20 protein-coding genes are annotated in these 18184 nt (G+C 69.9%); 9 read left to right on the top strand and 11 right to left on the bottom strand.

All coding sequences use genetic code 11. From position 1 onward, the window contains the following. Window positions 1-32 precede the first annotated feature (32 nt). Window positions 33-722 carry a TetR/AcrR family transcriptional regulator gene (locus tag ACFORO_RS03665; RefSeq protein ID WP_354741452.1) on the top strand — a complete coding sequence of 230 codons (690 nt, stop codon included), beginning with the start codon at window positions 33-35 and terminating at the stop codon, window positions 720-722. A 63-nt stretch (window positions 723-785) separates the two neighbouring features. Here the strand turns inward: ACFORO_RS03665 and ACFORO_RS03670 are convergent, their stop codons facing one another. After that, a complete protein-coding gene (locus tag ACFORO_RS03670) occupies window positions 786-1616 on the bottom strand; it encodes an SAM-dependent methyltransferase (RefSeq protein ID WP_377869473.1) in 831 nt (276 codons plus the stop codon). A 147-nt stretch (window positions 1617-1763) separates the two neighbouring features. Here ACFORO_RS03670 and ACFORO_RS03675 point away from each other — a divergent pair, with 147 nt between their 5' ends. Then, on the top strand, window positions 1764-2195 hold the full coding sequence (locus tag ACFORO_RS03675) for a Fur family transcriptional regulator (RefSeq protein ID WP_354741448.1): 432 nt from the start codon (window positions 1764-1766) through the stop codon (window positions 2193-2195). A 29-nt stretch (window positions 2196-2224) separates the two neighbouring features. After that, window positions 2225-4453 (top strand): catalase/peroxidase HPI, encoded by a 2229-nt coding sequence (gene katG / locus ACFORO_RS03680; protein WP_377869474.1) that lies wholly within the window; start codon window positions 2225-2227, stop codon window positions 4451-4453. An 88-nt stretch (window positions 4454-4541) separates the two neighbouring features. Here katG and ACFORO_RS03685 read toward each other — a convergent pair whose 3' ends face one another. The 3 genes from ACFORO_RS03685 to ACFORO_RS03695 form a co-directional block, all read right to left on the bottom strand. Beyond that, window positions 4542-5438, bottom strand: a complete 897-nt coding sequence (locus ACFORO_RS03685) for a C1 family peptidase (protein WP_377869475.1) — start codon at window positions 5436-5438, stop codon at window positions 4542-4544. A gap of 327 nt (window positions 5439-5765) precedes the next feature. Further along, window positions 5766-6440 (bottom strand): TetR/AcrR family transcriptional regulator, encoded by a 675-nt coding sequence (locus tag ACFORO_RS03690; RefSeq protein ID WP_377869476.1) that lies wholly within the window; start codon window positions 6438-6440, stop codon window positions 5766-5768. Window positions 6441-6489: 49 nt separating this feature from the next. Then, window positions 6490-7062 carry a TlpA family protein disulfide reductase gene (locus ACFORO_RS03695; protein WP_377869477.1) on the bottom strand — a complete coding sequence of 191 codons (573 nt, stop codon included), beginning with the start codon at window positions 7060-7062 and terminating at the stop codon, window positions 6490-6492. 60 nt (window positions 7063-7122) lie between these two features. Between ACFORO_RS03695 and ACFORO_RS03700 the strand changes: the two genes are divergently transcribed. From ACFORO_RS03700 to ACFORO_RS03710, 3 genes are read left to right on the top strand one after another with little or no spacing between them, the layout of a single operon-like run. Beyond that, window positions 7123-8289, top strand: coding sequence for a sensor histidine kinase (locus ACFORO_RS03700; RefSeq protein ID WP_354741438.1), 1167 nt, complete (start codon window positions 7123-7125; stop codon window positions 8287-8289). Next, a complete protein-coding gene (locus tag ACFORO_RS03705) occupies window positions 8286-9749 on the top strand; it encodes a BTAD domain-containing putative transcriptional regulator (RefSeq protein ID WP_354741436.1) in 1464 nt (487 codons plus the stop codon). The genes ACFORO_RS03700 and ACFORO_RS03705 overlap by 4 nt, the downstream gene beginning before the upstream one ends. After that, window positions 9746-10153, top strand: a complete 408-nt coding sequence (locus ACFORO_RS03710) for a VOC family protein (protein ID WP_377869478.1) — start codon at window positions 9746-9748, stop codon at window positions 10151-10153. The genes ACFORO_RS03705 and ACFORO_RS03710 overlap by 4 nt, the downstream gene beginning before the upstream one ends. Here the strand turns inward: ACFORO_RS03710 and ACFORO_RS03715 are convergent. From ACFORO_RS03715 to ACFORO_RS03745, 7 genes are all read right to left on the bottom strand, one after another. Then, entirely contained in the window at window positions 10131-11063 is a 933-nt protein-coding gene (locus tag ACFORO_RS03715) for a hypothetical protein (protein WP_377869479.1), read from the bottom strand. The genes ACFORO_RS03710 and ACFORO_RS03715 overlap by 23 nt on opposite strands. After that, window positions 11060-11368 carry a type VII secretion target gene (locus ACFORO_RS03720; RefSeq protein WP_354741430.1) on the bottom strand — a complete coding sequence of 103 codons (309 nt, stop codon included), beginning with the start codon at window positions 11366-11368 and terminating at the stop codon, window positions 11060-11062. Before ACFORO_RS03720 ends, ACFORO_RS03715 begins: the two co-directional genes overlap by 4 nt. Then, complete coding sequence (locus ACFORO_RS03725; RefSeq protein ID WP_377869480.1) at window positions 11365-11772, bottom strand: YbaB/EbfC family nucleoid-associated protein; 408 nt, start codon at window positions 11770-11772, stop codon at window positions 11365-11367. Before ACFORO_RS03725 ends, ACFORO_RS03720 begins: the two co-directional genes overlap by 4 nt. A gap of 29 nt (window positions 11773-11801) precedes the next feature. Further along, window positions 11802-12599 carry an ESX secretion-associated protein EspG gene (locus tag ACFORO_RS03730; RefSeq protein ID WP_377869481.1) on the bottom strand — a complete coding sequence of 266 codons (798 nt, stop codon included), beginning with the start codon at window positions 12597-12599 and terminating at the stop codon, window positions 11802-11804. Continuing rightward, window positions 12596-12922, bottom strand: a complete 327-nt coding sequence (locus tag ACFORO_RS03735; RefSeq protein ID WP_116203433.1) for a hypothetical protein — start codon at window positions 12920-12922, stop codon at window positions 12596-12598. Before ACFORO_RS03735 ends, ACFORO_RS03730 begins: the two co-directional genes overlap by 4 nt. Before the next feature lie 25 nt (window positions 12923-12947). Beyond that, complete coding sequence (locus ACFORO_RS03740) at window positions 12948-14099, bottom strand: WXG100 family type VII secretion target (protein ID WP_354741423.1); 1152 nt, start codon at window positions 14097-14099, stop codon at window positions 12948-12950. Window positions 14100-14187: 88 nt separating this feature from the next. Then, window positions 14188-14727 carry a PadR family transcriptional regulator gene (locus ACFORO_RS03745; RefSeq protein ID WP_377869483.1) on the bottom strand — a complete coding sequence of 180 codons (540 nt, stop codon included), beginning with the start codon at window positions 14725-14727 and terminating at the stop codon, window positions 14188-14190. Between the two features lie 72 nt (window positions 14728-14799). On the opposite strand from ACFORO_RS03745, the gene ACFORO_RS03750 reads away from it, so the two are divergent. From ACFORO_RS03750 to mptB, 3 genes are all read left to right on the top strand, one after another. Continuing rightward, window positions 14800-15738 (top strand): hypothetical protein, encoded by a 939-nt coding sequence (locus ACFORO_RS03750; protein ID WP_377869484.1) that lies wholly within the window; start codon window positions 14800-14802, stop codon window positions 15736-15738. Window positions 15739-15871: 133 nt separating this feature from the next. Beyond that, a complete protein-coding gene (locus ACFORO_RS03755) occupies window positions 15872-16522 on the top strand; it encodes a superoxide dismutase family protein (protein ID WP_377869485.1) in 651 nt (216 codons plus the stop codon). A 174-nt stretch (window positions 16523-16696) separates the two neighbouring features. Continuing rightward, a complete protein-coding gene (gene mptB / locus ACFORO_RS03760; protein WP_377896485.1) occupies window positions 16697-18145 on the top strand; it encodes a polyprenol phosphomannose-dependent alpha 1,6 mannosyltransferase MptB in 1449 nt (482 codons plus the stop codon). The last annotated feature ends 39 nt before the right edge of the window (window positions 18146-18184 follow it).

Genomic DNA, 18184 nt, shown 5'->3' on the forward strand with positions numbered 1-18184 from the left:
CCAGTATGTGACCCGGCGATACACTCGCGCGGATGACGTCCTCAGGCACTCCGTCCGACGGGCGGGCCACCCGGTGGGCAGGGCAGCGGGAACGCCGGCGCCGGGAATTCGTGGAAGCCGGGATGCGCGCGATCGCCCGATACGGGCCGGAGGTGTCCACCGAGCAGATCGCCGACGAGGCCGGTGTCGCTCGCACGCGCATTTACAAGCATTTCGCCGACACCGCGGATCTGCAGCGCGCTATCGCGTTGCGCGCGGCGGAAATGCTCGGCGCGCAATTCTCGCCGCTGTGGGGAGTTTCCGGAACCCCGCGCGACATGGTGCACGCGACGATCGGCGCGCATATCGAATGGCTTTCCGAACACCGCGAGCTTTACCAATACCTGATGCGCCAGTCGGTGACCGGGCCGCGCGACGTCGTCGCGGACGTCAAGACCGCGATCGCCCGGCAGCTGACCGTGCTGTTCGAGTACTACCTCGGCCTGTTCGGCGCGGACCAGCGGGTCGGCGAGACCATCGCCTACGGACTGGTCGGGCTGGTCGAATCCAGCACCGCGCACTGGCTCGAGGCCCCGCGCGGCATCGACCGCGACGATCTGCGCCAGCTGCTCGCCCGCTGGGTCTGGTCAATCCTCGACGACACCCTGCGCACGGTCGGCGTGGCGCTCAACCCGGATTCGCCGTTGTCCGAGCTGGATTTCCGCATCGTCGAACGTCCGTGAAGGGCCCCTTGAAGGAATCAGATTCCATCAAGGGGCCCTTCACGGACAGTCAAGCGAGAAGCGTCAGGCCTTCCGGCCGACCCCGCCCGCGATGCACTCCTGGACCTGGTTCAGCGGCTGGTACCGCGGGCCGTCCGGCCACCAGTCCTCGCACAGGACCAGGCCCGGGTCGACCAGTTCGGTGCCGCCGAACATCCGCCCGATCTCGTCCCACGTGCGGAAGAGGCCGCTGCCCATCGGGCTGTGCGTGAACTTGTCCTCCATCCGCCGGGCGATCTCGCTGTGCTCGGGCGTCTGCGGGTCGAGGAAGTGCGCGATCACCACGAACGACCCGGACGGCAGCGCGTCCACATAGGTCTGCATCATCTCCGCGTAGTCGTCGCCGAGGTAGTGGTGCAGGGTTCCGTTGTGCAGCAACGCGATCGGCTGGGTCCAGTCGAGGAACTCGCGCACCGTCTCGTTCTGCAGGATCTGCTCGGGCTTGAAGATGTCCGCCTCGACGAAGCGGGTGTTGTCGTTCTCTTCGAGCAGTGCGCGCCCGTGCGCGAGGACCACCGGGTCGTTGTCCACGTACAGCACGCGGGCCTCCGGGATGATCCGCTGCACGACCTGGTGCGTGTTCTCCGCCGTGGGCAGGCCGGATCCGCAGTCGAGGTACTGGGTGACCCTGCCCTGGGTGGCGAGGAACCGGCAGGCCCGGATGAGGAAGTTGCGGTTGGCCCAGGCGAGGTCGTTGACCTCCGGGGCCACCGTCCGCACCTGGTCGAGCACCCTGCGGTCGATCTCGTAGTTGTTCGTGCCGTTCAGCGCGGCGTCGTACACCCGGGCGATGCTCGCTCGCGTGATGTCGACCCCGACCGGATGCGAACTGGGCGATTCGACGGCCTCGGTCATTTCTGGCGTCACCTCGGATGTGTCGGGCGTCTCTTTGGCCTACTCACAGTAGCCCTCCGGCGCTGTCAAGCGACCGCCAGGAGGAGGACAACCGGAGTGGGTGACAGATTCTTGATTCATTCCAGAAAATCCGGCAGACTCCGGGGCATGCCGACGACCACGGACTTCGAGCAACTGCTGCGCGGAGTGCAGTTGCGGATCACGCGCCCTCGGGTGGCTGTGCTCTCCGCGGTGCACGCCAACGCGCACGCGGACACCGAGTCCGTCATCGGCATGGTGCGCGCGGATCTCGGCGAGGTTTCCCACCAGGCCGTCTACGACGTGCTGCGCGCGCTGACCGAGGCGGGGCTGCTGCGGCGCATCCAGCCGCCCGGTTCGGTCGCGCGGTACGAGGCCCGGGTAGGGGACAACCACCACCACGTCGTGTGCCGTTCGTGCGGTGCCATCGAGGACGTCGACTGCGCGGTCGGCGAGGCTCCCTGCCTGACCGCTTCGCAGACGCACGGTTTCGTCGTCGAAGAAGCCGAGGTCGTCTACTGGGGGCGCTGCCCCGCTTGTTCCGCTGTGCCGAGTTCCTGAGCAAGACCTGATTCCCGGAAGGATTTCTGTTGTCCGAATCGCTTGATTCCGTTGCCGACGACCACACGGCGGGATGCCCGGTCACCGGCCGCATGGGGTACCCCTCCGAGGGCGCCGCGAACCGTGACTGGTGGCCGAACCAGCTCAACCTGAAGATCCTCCGGAAGCACGCCCCCGCGGCGGACCCGATGGGCGGGGATTTCGACTACGCCAAGGCGTTCAAGAGCCTCGACCTCGACGCGCTGACCCGCGACGTCGACGCGCTGCTCACCACGTCGCAGGAATTCTGGCCGGCCGACTTCGGCAACTACGGCCCGCTGTTCATCCGGATGGCCTGGCACAGCGCCGGCACCTACCGGATCGACGACGGCCGCGGCGGGGCGGGCGGCGGCCAGCAGCGGTTCGCGCCGCTGAACAGCTGGCCGGACAACGTCGGCCTCGACAAGGCGCGCCGGCTGCTGTGGCCGGTCAAGAAGAAGTACGGCAAGCAGATCTCGTGGGCCGACCTGATGGTCTTCGCGGGCAACCGCGCGCTCGAGACCATGGGCTTCAAGACCTTCGGCTTCGCCGGCGGCCGCGCCGACGTGTGGGAGCCGGACGAGGACATCTACTGGGGCCCGGAGCGCACCTGGCTCGGCGACGAGCGCTACAAGGGCGATCGCGAGCTGGACAACCCGCTCGCCGCGGTCCAGATGGGCCTCATCTACGTGAACCCGGAAGGCCCGAACGGCAACCCGGACCCGATCGCCTCGGCGCGCGACATCCGCGAGACCTTCGCCCGGATGGCGATGAACGACGAGGAGACCGTCGCCCTCATCGCCGGCGGCCACACCTTCGGCAAGACGCACGGCGCGGGCGACGCGGACGCGAACGTCGGCGCGGTGCCCGAAGCCGCCCCGATCGAGCAGATGGGCCTCGGCTGGAAGAACAGCTTCGGCAGCGGCAAGGGCCGCGACCAGATCGGCAGCGGGCTCGAGGTCACCTGGACCCCGACCCCGACGCAGTGGAGCAACTGGTTCTTCCACAACCTGTTCACCTACGAGTGGGAGCTGACCAAGAGCCCCGCGGGCGCGCACCAGTGGAAGCCGAAGAACAACGCCGCGCAGGGCACCGTGCCGGACCCGGAGAGCGGTGAGCTCAACCGCGCGCCGAGCATGCTGACCTCGGACCTGGCGCTGCGCTTCGACCCGGTCTACGAGCCCATTTCGCGCCGGTTCTACGAGAACCCGGACCAGTTCGCGGACGCCTTCGCCCGCGCCTGGTACAAGCTCACCCACCGCGACATGGGCCCGATCCAGCGCTACCTCGGCCCGCTGGTGCCGCAGGAAGAGCTGATCTGGCAGGACCCGATTCCGGCCGTCGACCACGAGCTGGTCAACGATGCGGACGTCGCGGACCTGAAGGCGAAGCTGCTCGAGTCGGGCCTGTCGGTCGCGCAGTTGGTGTCCACCGCGTGGGCGTCGGCTTCGACCTACCGCCACAGCGACAAGCGCGGCGGCGCGAACGGCGCCCGCATCCGCCTCGAGCCGCAGCGCGGCTGGGAGGTCAACGAGCCCGACGAGCTGGCTCAGGTGCTGCGCACGCTCGAGGGCGTCCAGGAAGCCTTCAACAGCGCGCAGACCGGCGGCAAGAAGATCTCGCTCGCCGACCTGATCGTGCTGGCCGGCGCGGCTGGTGTCGAGAAGGCGGCGAAGGACGGCGGCGTCGACGTCACCGTTCCGTTCACACCGGGCCGCACCGACGCGACGCAGGAGCAGACCGACGCGGACTCGTTCGCGCCGCTCGAGCCGAAGGCCGACGGGTTCCGCAACTACCGCGGCAAGGCCAACCCGCTGCCGTCGGAGTACCTGCTGGTCGACAAGGCGAACCTGCTCAACCTGAGCGCGCCGGAGCTGACCGTGCTGGTCGGCGGCCTGCGCGTGCTGGGCGCGAACTACCAGAACTCGGCTGCCGGTGTGCTCACCGACCGGCCGGGCACGCTGACGAACGACTTCTTCGTCAACCTGCTCGACATGGGCGCCGAGTGGAAGCCGGCCGACGGCGAGGGCTCGCACGCGGAGTCCTTCGAGGCCCGCGATCTCGCCACCGGCGAGGTCAAGTGGACCGGCACCCGCAACGACCTGGTGTTCGGCTCGAACTCCGAACTGCGCGCCGTCGCCGAGGTCTACGGCAGCGACGACGCCAAGGAGAAGTTCGTCCGCGACTTCGTCGCCGCGTGGCACAAGGTCATGAACAACGACCGGTACGACCTGGTCTGAGTTTCCTGATCGGCTGATCGGAAAAGGGCTCCTTGCGGGAATTCCCGCAAGGAGCCCTTTTTCTTCGCCGTGCTTACCGCCGAGGGGGTCAGCTCTGGACGAGCTTGCCCATCGCGTTGACCTCGTCGACGTCGCCGGTGCTGAAGAACGACCACGGCACGGTCACGAAACCGCTTGCGCCCCAGCCGGATCCCCAGCTGTTCTCGATCTTCACGCCCTGGTCGTTGTAGGCCACGATGGTCACCTCGTGCCCGCCGACGACCGGGTCGCTGCCCGAGTCGCCGGGCATGTACGAGTAGTCGCTCGCGGTCGAGGAGTCCAGGTTCATGAAGCTCTGGTGCACATTGAACCCGATCGCGACCGGCTCGCCCTGGGAAATGGCGTTCTCGATGTCGGACCGCGCCGCGTCGCCGCTCGTCGACAATTGCGTGTAGCCGGACAGCTTGTAGTGCGCCGCATTCGACTTTTCGTTCTGGTCGGGCTGAGTGGTGTAGTCGAAATCGCCCTGCCAGTAGTCGGATTTGGTGTCGATGCCCTGCTGCTGTTCCATCGGCAGCGCGACGCTCGCCCAGGTGCCCTGGTCGTTTCCTTGGGCGATCTGGGAGTAAATGAACATCGGGGCCATCGGGCCGCCGGTGATGCCCTGCTCGTTCATCAGGACGCCGTAGCCGGTGTAGCCGGTGGCCCAGGTGACGCACGCGCCGACCTGGCCCTGGTCGCCGGGGGCGTTGGCGTACTGGGTGAGGTCGCCGCTGGAGGGCAGTTCGGCGGTGGCGCGCGGGTGCACGGGGAGCGCGGAGTTCGCGTGGGCGTGCATCCTGGCCTGCGCGGCCTTCAGCCCGGCGACGTTCAGCCCGAGGCCGTGCTTGAGGTGCTGCGGGTGGTGCTGGGCGGCGGCCGCGGTGGCAGGGGTCGCGCCCATCGCCGCGGCCAGGCCGGCCGCGGCGAGCAGGGAAACGAGTGCGGACGTTTTTCTGATCTGCATCCTGGTACTCCTTTGGACATGCAGAAAAAGAAAGCGGAAAGGGTGGGGAGGTGGATCCGACCACTGCAAAGGTAGATCGGCGGAAATTTTCCGGGAACCTACGAAAGGAGGGACCGCATCAACTGCGGAAATAGAGAGGATCGATCAAGCGGACATTGCGCCCGTTAACGTCGCTATTCCGGCGTACTGGTCCATTATGGACCCTTGGGAAGCTGTTGTGCTTGCGGTGGTTCGTGAGGGGAACCCTGAGGGACTCTGATTCCCTCAGGGTTCCCCTCACGAACTTCTCGATCGTGCTGCGCGGGAGAGTTCGCCGCAGTGAAGGCTTTAATCGGGAAGCGGGGTCGTGCGCGCGCCGTTGAGGAGGGCGTCGATCGCCCATCGGGAACGCGTGTCCGCGTTGCCGGAGAACAGGTTCTCGCTCGCCGCGACGATGTGCGGATGCGTTTCGGGCGAGAGGCCGCGGACGGTTTCGGCGAGCGCGTCGTGCCGTTGCTCGGCGTCCGGGCGGTCCTTGCGGGTGCTGTGCTCGACCGCGCTGGCGGTGGCGACGAGCAGCAGCAGGTCGACCGTCCACGCGGCGGGGCCGGACGGCACCCCGGCTTCGGCGAGGAGGCCGAGCACGGTGTCGACGATGGCGAGGTAGTTCGGCCCGTTCAACGGGCTCACGAGCGCGACGCGGGCGAGCCCGGGGTGGGCGTAGAGGACGTCGCGGTAGGTGGACACGACTGTCCACAAGCGACTCCGCCAGTCGGAGCCGGCGGTCGTGGCGGTGACTTCGCCGAGGAGTTCGTCGAGCACGGCGGCGTGGAGTTCGTCGGTGTCGCGGACGTAGACGTAGAGCGAGGCCGGTCCGGTGTCCAGTTCCTTCGCGAGCCGCCGCATGGTGACGCGCTCGGCCCCTTCGCGGCGCACGACGTCGAGAGCGGCCGCGACGATGCCCTCGCGGCTCAGCGCGGGCTTGGCGGGACGTTCCCGGCGGTTGTAGCCACTCGCGGTCATCCGCCCATGGTAGGCGCACGCCGCTCGAACGGTCTGGACCTTGGCCGGTCTACTCGGCGAGCACGCTGTCGAGGGTGGGCTGGACGTCGGTCCGCAGGACAGCGCCGAGATAGACGGCCGCGACTCGTTGCTGTTTGTCCACGATCAGCGAGATCGGCACGGCGGCCAGCGGCAGGCCGCGCAGTCGCAGGGCGACCCGGCCGGAGGGGTCGAAGATCGACTCGTAGCCGAGCCCGAGGTCCTTGACGAAGTCGGCGGCGTACTTCTGGTTGTCGCGGACGTTGAGGCCGAGCACCTGGATCCCGCGACCCCGCCCGGAGTCCGCGATGGTCTGCAAGGTGCGCGATTCGGCCCGGCACGGCCCGCACCAGGCGCCCCAGAGGTTCAGCAGGACGACTTTGCCGGAGTACTCGGCCAGCGAGATGTCCTTGCCGGGCTCGCGCAGGCTCGGGCCCTTGAGTTCGGCTACCTTTTTGCGCTGCGGCACGGGATAGTGGATGGTCGTCTGCCCGCCCGGCGAGACGAATTCGAAGGTGTCCGACTGGCTGACCGCGTCCTTCCCAGTCGCGCACGCGGTGAGGGGCAGCAGTGCCAGCAGGAGGAAGAGGCGAGCGAAGCGCACGCGGCATCGTATCGCCGATACACCCGGCGGCTTCCGATGCGGTTTTCTAGGCTGGACCCCGTGTGGGAGACAGCGAGGGACCGGCTCCGGGGCCGGCTGGCGGACGGCTTGGCCCAGTCGGGGCTCACGCTGCCCTGGTGGGTGCCGATGGGGACGACCGCCTTCACGGTGATCGGGCTGGTCGTGGCGGTGGGGCAGCGGGTCGGGCCCGCGCTGCCGGTCGCGCTCGCCGGGTTTCTGCTGGCCACGTCGTCGTCGCTGCTGTTCGCGTTCACCGGACGGCTCGCGCCGTCGTGGCTGAAGGCGCTCGGGATGCTCGCCGGGATCGGGCTGCTGCTGGCGTATCCGGTGGTGCCGGACTTCGCGCCGATGCCGTTGGCCGTGCTCACCGGCGAACTGGGGTCGATCGCGACGGCGCGGGTCGCGTTCGCGGCGACCGGCGGGGCGGTCGCGCTGCTCGGGGCCGCCGCGTTGACGGTCGGGCTCGTCGGGTTCCCCGTGTACACGCTCGCGGTGGTGGTCGGGATGGCCGCCGGGTTCATGCTGCGCTGGTACGTGCGCGCGCTGGACGCCGAGCGCGGCAAGCAGGAGGCCGTGCGCGAACAGGCGCGGCTCGGCGAGCGGCAGCGGATCGCGCGCGAGGTGCACGACGTCGTCGCGCATTCGCTGAGCATCACGTTGCTGCACGTCACGGGCGCGCGGCACGGGCTGCGCACGGACCGCGACATCGACGAGGCCGTCGCGGCGCTCACCGAGGCGGAGCGGATCGGACGGGCGGCGATGGCCGATATCCGCCGCACGGTTGGATTGCTCTCGCAGGAGTCGGCGGGGACGCGGCCGTTGCCCGGTGCGGGCGACATCGCGGAGCTGGTGGCCGAAACGTGCGCGGCCGGGCTGGTCGCGGACTACGAACTGGAGGGCGACGTGACCGCGGTCGACAACACGGTGGGGCTGGGGCTCTACCGGATCGTCCAGGAGTCGCTGGCGAACGTGGTCAAACATGCCCCGGCGGAGAAGGCGTTGGTACGGCTGGAGATCGGCGCAGAGGATGCCCGGTTGACCGTCCGCAATGGACACAACGGCGCCGCGCGCAATGCGGGCGGTTCGGGGTTGGCGGGCATGACGGCGCGTGCGGGCCAGCTCGGCGCGCGGTTGGCTGCCGGGCCCGAGGACGGCGAGTGGGTAGTCGACGTGACGGTGCCGCTGGCGCGCGAGGTCGTGTCGTGACCGCGGCGTCGGAGGAAATACGGGTCTTGCTGGTTGACGATCAGGAATTGGTGCGGTCGGGCCTGCGGTTGATCCTGCGCCGCCGCGACGGGTTCGCGGTGGTGGGGGAGTGCGCGGACGGCGACGAGGTCCCGGCCGCGCTCGAAGCGGCCGGCGGGGTCGACCGGGTCGACGCAGTGGTGATGGACCTGCGGATGAAGCGCGTCGACGGCATCGAGGCGACGCGGCGGCTGCGCGCGTCCGGCCCGCGCCCGCCGGTGCTCGCGCTGACCACGTTCGACGACGACGAGCTGCTCGCCGGAGTGCTGCGCGCGGGTGCCGTCGGGTACGTCTTGAAGGATTCTTCGGCGGAGGACCTGATCCGCGCGGTGCGAGCCGTCGCGATGGGCGAGGCGTGGCTCGATCCGGCGGTCACCGGACGGGTGCTCACGACCTATCGCCAGGCGGCTGCCGAGCGCCCGGCGGTCCCGTCCGGGTTGTTGACGCCGCGGGAACTGGATGTGCTGACCGCGGTGGCCCGGGGGCTGACGGACGCGGAAATCGCCGGAACGCTGGGGATTTCCGCGAGTACGGTCGAGGCGCATTTCGAGCGGGTGTGCGCGAAACTCCGCCTCCGCGACCGGGCGGCGGGCATCGTCTACGCCTTCGACCACGGCCTGGTCACCCCCGGCGCGGCCCCGGCTCCGGCCGGTCCGGACTCGCTGCGGTTCAGCGTCCTCGGCCCGTTGCAAGCCTGGCGGGGACCGAACCTGCTGGACCTGGGCCCGGTGCGGCAGCAGGCGCTGCTGGCGGCGCTGGTCCTGCGCCCCGGCGAGACGGTCAGCCCCGGGGAACTGCTCGACGGCGTGTGGGGGCTGGAACCGCCGGGCACCGGTGGCCGGGTGGTGCCGGTGTACGTGCATCGACTGCGGAAATGCTTGCGTGCGGTCGGCGAGAGGACGGAAGACTCAGTCATCGGCAGCGATCGCGGCGGATACCGCTTCGCTCGAGAGCGAGTGCGGCTGGACGTCACCGAGCTGACCGACCGGATCTCGGAAGCCACGACCGCCACCCACGGCGGCGATCCGTCGGCCGCTGTCGATGCTTACGCCGGTGCGCTGGCCCTGTTCCACGGCGAGCCGTTGGCCGGGTTGCCGGGCCCGTTCGTCGAGGGGGAGCGCCTGCGGCTGACTGAGCGGCGGTTGACGTTGGTGCAGGAGAAAGCGTTGCTGCAGTTGAAGCTGGGGCGGACTGACGAGGTGGTGCACGAGCTGTCGGCGCTGCTGGCGGTGCATCCGCATCGGGAGCCGTTGGCGGTGCTGCTGATGCGGGCGCTCCACGGCGGTGGCCGCCGGGCGGACGCGCTGGCGGTGCATCGGCGGATGCGGGAGCGGCTGCGGACGGATTTGGATGTCGAACCGGGGGCGGAGCTGGACCGGGAGCTGCGGACGGTGCTCAGCTCGGATCGGGGTCCCTCGTGAGTGAACACGGGACCCTGCACCATGTCGAGTTGTGGGTGCCGGACCTCGGCCGCGCGGTGGCGTCGCTGGGCTGGCTGCTGGAGGAGCTCGGATATCGACAGTTCCAGGACTGGGCGGCCGGCCGCAGCTGGCGGCTTGGCCCGACGTATCTCGTGGTCGAGCAATCCCCGGCGCTGACCGCGGACCGGCACGACCGCTGCCGTCCGGGGCTGAACCACCTCGCTTTTCACGTCGTGGACGCCGCGACGGTCGAGCGGCTGGCCGCCGACGCCGCCCGGCACGGGTGGCAGCTGATGTTTCCGGAGAAACATCCCCATGCGGGCGGCGCGGGGCACTATGCCGCGTACTTGCAGAACGACGACGGCTTCGAGGTCGAACTCGTCAGCTCTGCCGGGCAGTGCTGACCGGAGTGCGCGGGCGGTTCTGGCCCGGGTACTGCGAATCCGCCGAGTCCGGAGCAGAGTCCGAGTCCGAGGAATCCGAGTACTGCGAGTCCGACGAACTGGAGTACTGCGAAGACGACGGATAACTCGACGAAGTCTGCGAAGAATCCGAAGAGCTGGAACCCTCCCCGGAACCGCTCTTCGAAGCCTCGCTCAGCTTCGTCATCAGCTGCGTAGCCGCCTCCAGCCCCTGGGTCACCGAGGTGATCAGCTGCAGCAAATTGTCCGAATCCGACAGCAGAACCCCGAGCTTCTGCGCGATCTGCCCGCCGTACTGGGTAGCGATCGCCACCGCCTGCGGGATCGCTGCGGCGATGCTCGCGCCGAACGTCGCCTGAGCGGCGGCGAATGCCTGCGTCATCAGCTGGATAATCTGCCCGACGGCCTCCGAAATGAGCCCGCCGACCTCCTGCTGCGCCTTCGCGACGACCTTCCCCGCGCCGGTAGCCGCCTTGGCCATCGCGATGCCCGCCTGGCCGACCGCCTCGACGCAGTCCGCGTGCTGCGAGCTGTTGTCGCGGTAGCTGGAAGCCGAAGAACCGCTCCATCCCGACGTCTCCGGGCCCGCGGACTGCCGGTAATCGTCCGCGACGGACGACACCTGCTGGCCGCCGCCTTCCATGCCCTGCGAGTGCGACGACACCGAATCCGGGTTGCCCTGCAACTGTTTCAGCGGCTCCTCCAGGAACCGCACCAGTTCGGTGATCATGCCGAACCCGGCCGACGTCAGTGCGGCGAGCGGGTCCTGCGACGCGCCGAGCAGGTCGAGCGCGGTGGTGGCACCGCCGAGTCCGGCGGACACCCAGTCGTGGTTTTCGACCGCCTGCGTGGTGGTTTTCAGGTCGGTCAGCAGCTGGCTGGAGTCGGTCACGGGAGGTCCTTCCCCGGCAGCGCGGCCGCGTTGCCCTGGTCGCGGCGTTCGTAGCTTTCCGCCGCCTGAGTGAGGTTCCCGCTCACTTTGTCCACAGTGGACGATGCGTGCGAGACGGCGTCGTTGGTCTTGCCGACCGCCGACTGCAGGCCCGCGGTGAGGAACTGCACGAAGACGCCGAGCGCCTGGTCGCCGAGTCCGGACGGGGCGCTGCGGGCGACATTGCCGAGCCGGTCGGCCAGGTCGCCGACGGTGGCCGCGTGCCGGCGCAGTTGCGCGGGGTCGACCTCGAAACCGGCGGTCACGAGATGATCCCCGGGTTCGCGAAGTAGTCGTCTTCCTGGCGCGGTGCGGCGGGGGCCGCCTCGACCGGCAGGTTGTCGCGGACCAGCTGGAGTGCGGGGCCGTCGCCGACGTAGTCGGTCATGATGTCCACGACCTGGGCACCGGCCTGGCGGTGCGCGTCGTGGACGGTCGCGAGGATGAGCCGGGCGAGCGCGTCGGCTTCCAGCGCGCGGGCGGCGGGGCTCAGCCGCAGGTCGGTCAGCGCGCCGCTCGGGCCCACCTCGACCTCGACCTCGCCGCGCGGGGAAGCGGCCCGGCCGCCGACGCGGCTGAGGTTCGCGCTCGCGGCCTCGGCGTTCGCCTGCATCCGGGACAGGTTTTTCTGGTAGTCGGCGAGCCAGGCCGCCGAGTCTTGGATCGGCACGGAAGGTCCTCCGGTCGGTTTCGGTGCGGTCATCGCGGCCGCCGCGCGGCGGTGGCCAGCTCGCCGAGGGCGAAGCGCAGGTCGGCCTGGCGCAGCGAGTTCACGCTGAGCCAGCCGTCGCGCGCGGGGTTGATCCGGACGCGGCCGCGCGGACCGTCCATCCAGGACAGTTCGCGGCCCTCCCGGGTGCGCCCGTCGCGGGTCGCGCCGAGCTGGCCGCGGCCGGTCAGCGGGACGACCAGGCCGACGAGGCTGTCCAGCGCCGCCGGGTCGCCGCCGCTGTCGCGGACGAGGTCGCGCAAGCGGTGGGCACGGGAGGTGTCGTCCTCGTCGTCGGTGAGCGCCATCGCCTCCTTCACCGCGTGCGCGGGCAGCGTGACCGGCATCGTGCGGGCCGCCTCCACCTTCGGGATTTCCGCGAGTACGGCGTCCACCAGCGCCGTTTCGTCCACCCGGCGCACCGACAGCGTGTCGGCCTCGAGCCGCTGACGGCAGATCAGCGCCGAGGACCGGTAGACGAGTGCGGTGACGGCGGTCGCCCCCTCGGCGTCCGCCACCACCAAATCAACGATGCCGCGACATTCGCGCAGTGCGGTCACGGCTTCCGCGGCGAGGCCGTCCGGCCCGGAGTCGTCGGCGAGCCCGCGTGCCTTTAGCGCCTGCCCGGCAGTGGCGAACAGGATCTCGCGCTCGCCGTCGATCCGCCCGTAAGACGGTACCTGCAACGGAAACGGCCAGCTCGCCCCGGCGTGCGTGGCCAGCAGGTCGGCCTCGACAAGTCCGATGTGGACGGTCTCGTCGCCGACCCGGGGCAGTGCGGCGGTCATTCGGCTTGCCGTTCGAGCCGCTGGAACGCTTGCTGCACGCCGGATTCGTGCTCCTGATAGCGCCGGATGCCTGCCTGCAGCGCCTCGTGGAACCCGGTCAGTTCGGTGTCCGCCGCGCCCAGCTCGCCGGTCAGCCCGGCGTGTCCGGCGGCCTCGCGCAGCCGCTGGGCCAGGTGCAGCGCGGGCGGCGCGGTGCCCAGCTGCGGGAGCCGGTCGGCGAGCCGTCCCGCCGAACCGACGAGTTCCCCGGTCTGCTCGCCGAGTCTGCCCAGCGCGGCGACCTGGCGGTCCAGCGCGTTCGGGGCGACCTCGTGGCCGGTCATCGGGTGCTCCTGTCTTTCTTGCCGATCACAGCCCGATCACCGGGCTGATGGTCTTGTCCTCGGGGTGCAGGAGCGGCTGGTCGAGCACCGGCATCTTGTTCTTGTGCTCCTCTTCCTCCTCCTGCGAGGCGCCCGCGCCGCGGCCGGGCATCATGCCGTTGCCGCTGGCCGCGCGAGCGGCGGCCATCTCCGCCATCGCGGCGTTGCGGGCGAGCATCGCGCCCTCCATGCCGAGCGCGGAGCGAATTCCGGCCGACAGGCCCGATTCGACCGGGGCCGCGGTGGTCAGCGCTCCCCACGGCATGCCGCTGCCCGCGCCCGATCCGGCCCCGCCGAGCGGACCGGCGTAGCTCGAGGCGCTGGTCGAATCGTCCGCGCCGTAGGAATCCGCGGTCGTGGACCCGGCGGGCGGCGGATTGATCGCGTGCGAACTCTTGTGCAGGCTGGCTTCGTAGCGCTGCATCACGTGCACCGCTTCGGCTTTCTGTTCCGCCGCGGCGACATTCGAGGCGAACAGGCTCGCCCCGCCGCCCGCGACCGCGCCGATCGCCGCGCCCATCAACGCGCCCGGACCGGCGCCGATGCCGCCCGCCCCGGCTCCGAGAATCCCGCCGATGACCGCGCCCGCACCCGCTCCGGCCGCCGCGGCGGCGACTGCGCCCCCAGTCGGGTCGCCTGGCGGCTTCGGCATGGTGTTGCGCGCGACGGCGAGCGAATCGCCCGCGTTCTGGGCCGCGCCGCCGACGGTCCCGGCGCGGTCGCCGATCCCGGACGCGCGATCGCCGAGCGAGCCCAGCCGCCCGGACGCGCGTTCGGCGGCCTGTCCGCTCCAGTTCTCGTGCAGCGTCCCCCGCTGCGATTTGAGCGAATCGGCGTGCGTGCGCATTTCCGAACCGTGCCGCTGCCATTCCGCGGCGACCGTGCTGACGTCGCCGACGTCGGCCTTCTCCCACAGCATCTGGTACAGCTGCTGGTGCGTGTAAGCGTTCCAGTTGGTGCTGCCCGGCGGGACCGGGGCCCCGAAGTAGCCCTCCCACACGTTGCGCAGCGCCGACACCACCGGCCGGGCCAGGTCGCCGACCGGCCCCGCCTTGTCGAGTCCCGCGAGCGCCGAGCCCGCCAGGTTCTCCACCCCGGCCGACGCGGCGTCGACCACCGATCCGGATTCTCCGGTCATACCCCCGCCTTCGCCTTTGCCCGGCTGGCTTCCGCCGGGCACTCGCGCACGGTAAGGGGCGGCGATGAAATCACGATGAAAGCTGTGCTCACCGGGGCGGGACGAGGTCTCCGCTCTCGATCCGGTCCGCGGTGCGGGCGAGCCACGCGGCGTCGTGGCGGAGCCGGGAAACCAGGAAATGCACCTCGATCATTTGCATTTCCGGCAAATCGGCATTATCGAGCGTCGCGGAAAGCTCGCGGTGCTGTTCTCGGACCCGTTCTGCGCGGTCGTGCAGCAGGGTGACCGCGCGCGCCGGCGGAAGCGCGCCGAGGTAGGCCAGCGCGATCAGGAACCGGGAATCGAGGTTCGGGTCGGCGTCGCGGAGTTGCCGTTCGATCCGCTCGCGGAAATCGGCGAGACCGTCTTCGGTCAGCCGGACCGGCCGCGGGTCGCCGTCGCCGTCCGGCGCGACGAGTCCGTGCCGGGTCAGCGTGCCGACCAGCGTGTAGACGGTCGACGTCTTCGGGTTCAGGAACGGGTAGCGCGTGCGGAGTTCGCGCAGGAGCGCGTACTGGTGGCGCGGGGTTTCCACGAGCAGGCCGAGCATCGGCAGCACTAGCGGGTTGTCGAGAGCGTTCGTCGGCACCGGACCAGGGTAGCGCACGCTAGTCGTATACGAGTACGGTTGTTTGTATACGACTACTGGAGAGGGATGGTCATGATCACCTTTGGCGTGTGGCCCGGCGTCGTCAGCACCGATCTGGTGCGGCTGGAAACCTTCATCGACGCGCCGCCGGAGGACGTCGAACGGACGGCGGAAGCGTTGCGGGACCTGGCGAAAGGCACGGAGCGGTTCTACGTCCGGTGCTATCGCCACTACCGGGGCGCGCACGAGCCGACGCCGCCGGACGCGGTGCCGTACCTCGGCGACGGGCGAGTGGTGGACTACGTGCTCGGCTACGGCAGTCCGGAGGTCGATCCGGACGGGTTCGCCGACGCGGTGCGCGCGGCGGTTCGCGAGGTTGCCGAGTCGGGCGGCGGGAAACTGCAGGTCTGCGAGGAGGTCAACGTGGCCGCGCCGCTGGACGGCGGCAGTCCTGGCTGTTACGAGGCGCTCGGCGCCGGGCTCGCGGCGGCGGTGGACGAGCGGGCGCGGCTCGGGGCCGACGTGCTGATCGGGTTCAACGCCGCGGTCGCGCTGCCCGGCGATCCGTTCTGGGAAGCGGTGCGCTCGGCGGTAGACCCAGAAGTGCTGAATCGCATTGATTTCCTCGGCTTGGACTTCTTTCCGGACGTCTTCCGGCCAGTGCCCGCCGACGCATTGGCCGGAGCGGTGGCCCATGTCGTGCGGTCGTTTCGCGAATCCGCGTCGGCGATCGGGGTCCCGGTGACGGTGCCGATGCACATCACCGAGACCGGTTGGCCGACGGGTCCGGAGAATTCGGAGGAAAAACAGGTCCAGGTGATGGAATCCGTCGCGCGCACGGTGTTTGGACTGGCAGCTGAGGCGGGCGTGGACACCTACGAGATTTTCGGGCTGCGGGACGGGTTGTCGAGCGGCCCGCGGGAGAATCGGTTCGGATTGCTGCGGGACGATTATTCCCCGAAACCGGTGTACGAGACGGTGAAGCGGCTGATCGCCGAACATTCTTCCTGAACGAGAGTTCCGCGCAAGATGGACGTTCCGCCGCGTGCCGGATTCTTTTAGTTCCATCTGGCCCCTGGTCACGGAGAAGGCGAGGCCCGATTCTGTATCGGTCATAGATCACCAGTGCCCTCAGGGAGATACCGTGCGCAGAACTAAGTTGGTGGCAGGCGCGTTGGGTGCCTGCGCACTGGTCATGGGCGTGGCGCCGGCGGCAAGCAGCCAGCTCGGCCAGCAGTCGCCGGACACCGCCCGGCAGCCGGCCGGTGCGGCTTACCGCGACGGCGACTCCGCCTCCGCCACGCTGAAGGACGCCAAGGGCAACGACGTCGGCTCCGCGTGGTTCACCGCCGACAGCCGGGCGAAGGCCGTCTGGGTCGAGGTGTACCTCACCGGTCATTTCGCGCCCGGTTTCCACGGCATGCACGTCCACGAAAAGGGAAACTGCACCGTCGGCGACCCGAAAAACCCGTTCACCGCGGCGGGCGGCCACCTGATGCCGATGGACCACCACACCGGACTGCCCATCGGCCAGCTTCCTTCGGTGCTCGTGCGGTCGAACGGCCGCGGGTACACGAAGTTCGTGCTCGACACCTTCACCTTGGACCAGCTGTTCGGTCCTGACGGGACCTCGATCATCGTGCACTCGAAGTCCGACAATTTCGCGAACATCCCCGCCGACCGCTACGCCGTCCGGGGCGACCCGAGCGCACCGGTTCCGGACGAGAAAACCAAGGCGACCGGCGACGCGGGCTCCCGGTACGCCTGCGGCGTCATCAACCGCGACCAGAACTGACCCCCAAGTCCTTTGTGGACTCTGCCCCGGTGAAGTACGTGAGGGGAACCCTGAGGGAATCAGATTCCCTCAGGGTTCCCCTCACGTACCGGTAGCCGGGGCGCGCGCGGGCGGTGGCGCGGGGGCTGGCGGAGGCGGCTACTACGATCGCCGCATGTCGTGCGCAGGTCTTCGATGAGTAGTCAGCCGGTCACGCTCTCGCGGCCCGTGCGGTTCTTCGGTTTCGCGTCCGCGGGGAGCCTGCGCTGGACCGGCTTCGGCGGGGTGCTGCTGCTGGCCGCCGCGGTGTACGCCGGGGCAGCCGGGATGTCTGGGGTGCTGCCGTTCGCGGGCGGCATCGCTGGGGTCGGCCTGGTCGTGCTCGCGTGGGCGCTGCTCGGCGGGCGCGTGCTCGCCTCGGACACCCCCGACGCCGGTTGGCTGAAGCGGACGCTCGCGTTGTGGTGCGGGCCGTTGCTCGTCGTGCCGCCGCTGTTCAGCGGCGACGTCTTCAGCTATCTCGCGCAGGGCGCGGTGGCCGCGCACGGGTTCGACCTCAACGTCGTCGGTCCGCAGCAGGCGCTGGGATCGGCGTCGGACATCGTCGGCCGGGTCAGCGTTTACTGGCGCGAGACGCCGTCGCCGTACGGTCCGTTGTTCGGCGCGGTCGAGCGGGTCATCGCGCAGGTGTCCGGCGGGAATCCGATCGTCGGCGTCGCGCTGCACCGGCTCGTCGAGGTGGCCGGGCTGGTGCTGATCGCGTGGGCAGTGCCGCGCCTGGCGGCTGCGGCGGGCGCGTCGCCGCGGGTCGCGTTGTGGCTGGGCGTGCTGAACCCGCTGGTTCTGTGGCACGTGGTCGCCGGGATGCACAACGACGCCCTCATGATCGGTCTGATGGTCGCGGGCGTGGCGGTCGCGCTGGAAGCGGTGGGCGACCGGATCCGCTGGTGGCCGCTCGCCGGCGGCGTGCTGCTCATCGCGCTCGGCGCCGAGGTGAAGGTGCCCGCGCTGGTCGCGTTGGCCGTGGTCGGGACGGCGCTCGCCCGACGCCGCGGCCGGATCGGCGAGTTCCTGCTCGCCGGTGCGGGGATGGTGGTCGTCTTCGTGGCGGTGTCCGCGGCGGTTTCGCTGGCGACCGGGATCGGGTTCAGTTGGGTGTCGGCGCTGACGACCTCGGGAGCGGTCAACAGCTGGATGGCGCCCACGAACTGGTTCGGCTTCCTCGTCGGCGGCGTCGGCTCGCTGTTCGGCGCGCACATCACGCAGACGATGATCGGCGTCGGCAAAATCATCGGGTACGTGCTCACCGCGGCCGGGATCGTCGTGGTGCTGCGGAGTCAGTGGACCGGCCGGATCGACCCGGTCCGCTCGCTCGGGCTGATGCTGAGCGTGGTCGTGATTTTCGGGCCGGTGGTGCAGCCGTGGTACCTGCTGTGGGCGGCGATTCCGCTCGCCGCTTCGTTGCCTGCCGGGCGCGTGCGGTCCGTGCTCATCGCGCTCGTCGCAGTGTTCTCTCTCGTGCTTCCGCCGGTGGGCGGCAATTTCAGCGGCCGCGTCGGGTTGCTGGTGCTCGCGTACGTGATCGGGCTCGCGGTGGTGGTCGCGGCGTTCTTCGGGTTGCGTAAATTGTCCACAGTGGACTAGTGCTTGGCCAGCCGGACCTGTTCGCCGGTCCGGTCCGCC

Origin of the sequence: Amycolatopsis halotolerans (assembly GCF_042647905.1) — a bacterium.
GTDB lineage: Bacteria > Actinomycetota > Actinomycetes > Mycobacteriales > Pseudonocardiaceae > Amycolatopsis > Amycolatopsis halotolerans.

Coding starts and splice junctions, on each gene's coding strand:
- ACFORO_RS03665 (WP_354741452.1), top strand. CDS start 33: ATGACGTCCTCAGGCACTCCGTCCGACGGGCGGGCCACCCGGTGGGCA.
- ACFORO_RS03670 (WP_377869473.1), bottom strand. CDS start 1,616: ATGACCGAGGCCGTCGAATCGCCCAGTTCGCATCCGGTCGGGGTCGAC.
- mptB (WP_377896485.1), top strand. CDS start 16,697: ATGAGTAGTCAGCCGGTCACGCTCTCGCGGCCCGTGCGGTTCTTCGGT.
- ACFORO_RS03735 (WP_116203433.1), bottom strand. CDS start 12,922: ATGACCGGCCACGAGGTCGCCCCGAACGCGCTGGACCGCCAGGTCGCC.
- ACFORO_RS03730 (WP_377869481.1), bottom strand. CDS start 12,599: ATGACCGCCGCACTGCCCCGGGTCGGCGACGAGACCGTCCACATCGGA.
- ACFORO_RS03750 (WP_377869484.1), top strand. CDS start 14,800: ATGATCACCTTTGGCGTGTGGCCCGGCGTCGTCAGCACCGATCTGGTG.
- ACFORO_RS03675 (WP_354741448.1), top strand. CDS start 1,764: ATGCCGACGACCACGGACTTCGAGCAACTGCTGCGCGGAGTGCAGTTG.
- ACFORO_RS03685 (WP_377869475.1), bottom strand. CDS start 5,438: ATGCAGATCAGAAAAACGTCCGCACTCGTTTCCCTGCTCGCCGCGGCC.
- ACFORO_RS03740 (WP_354741423.1), bottom strand. CDS start 14,099: ATGACCGGAGAATCCGGATCGGTGGTCGACGCCGCGTCGGCCGGGGTG.
- ACFORO_RS03690 (WP_377869476.1), bottom strand. CDS start 6,440: ATGACCGCGAGTGGCTACAACCGCCGGGAACGTCCCGCCAAGCCCGCG.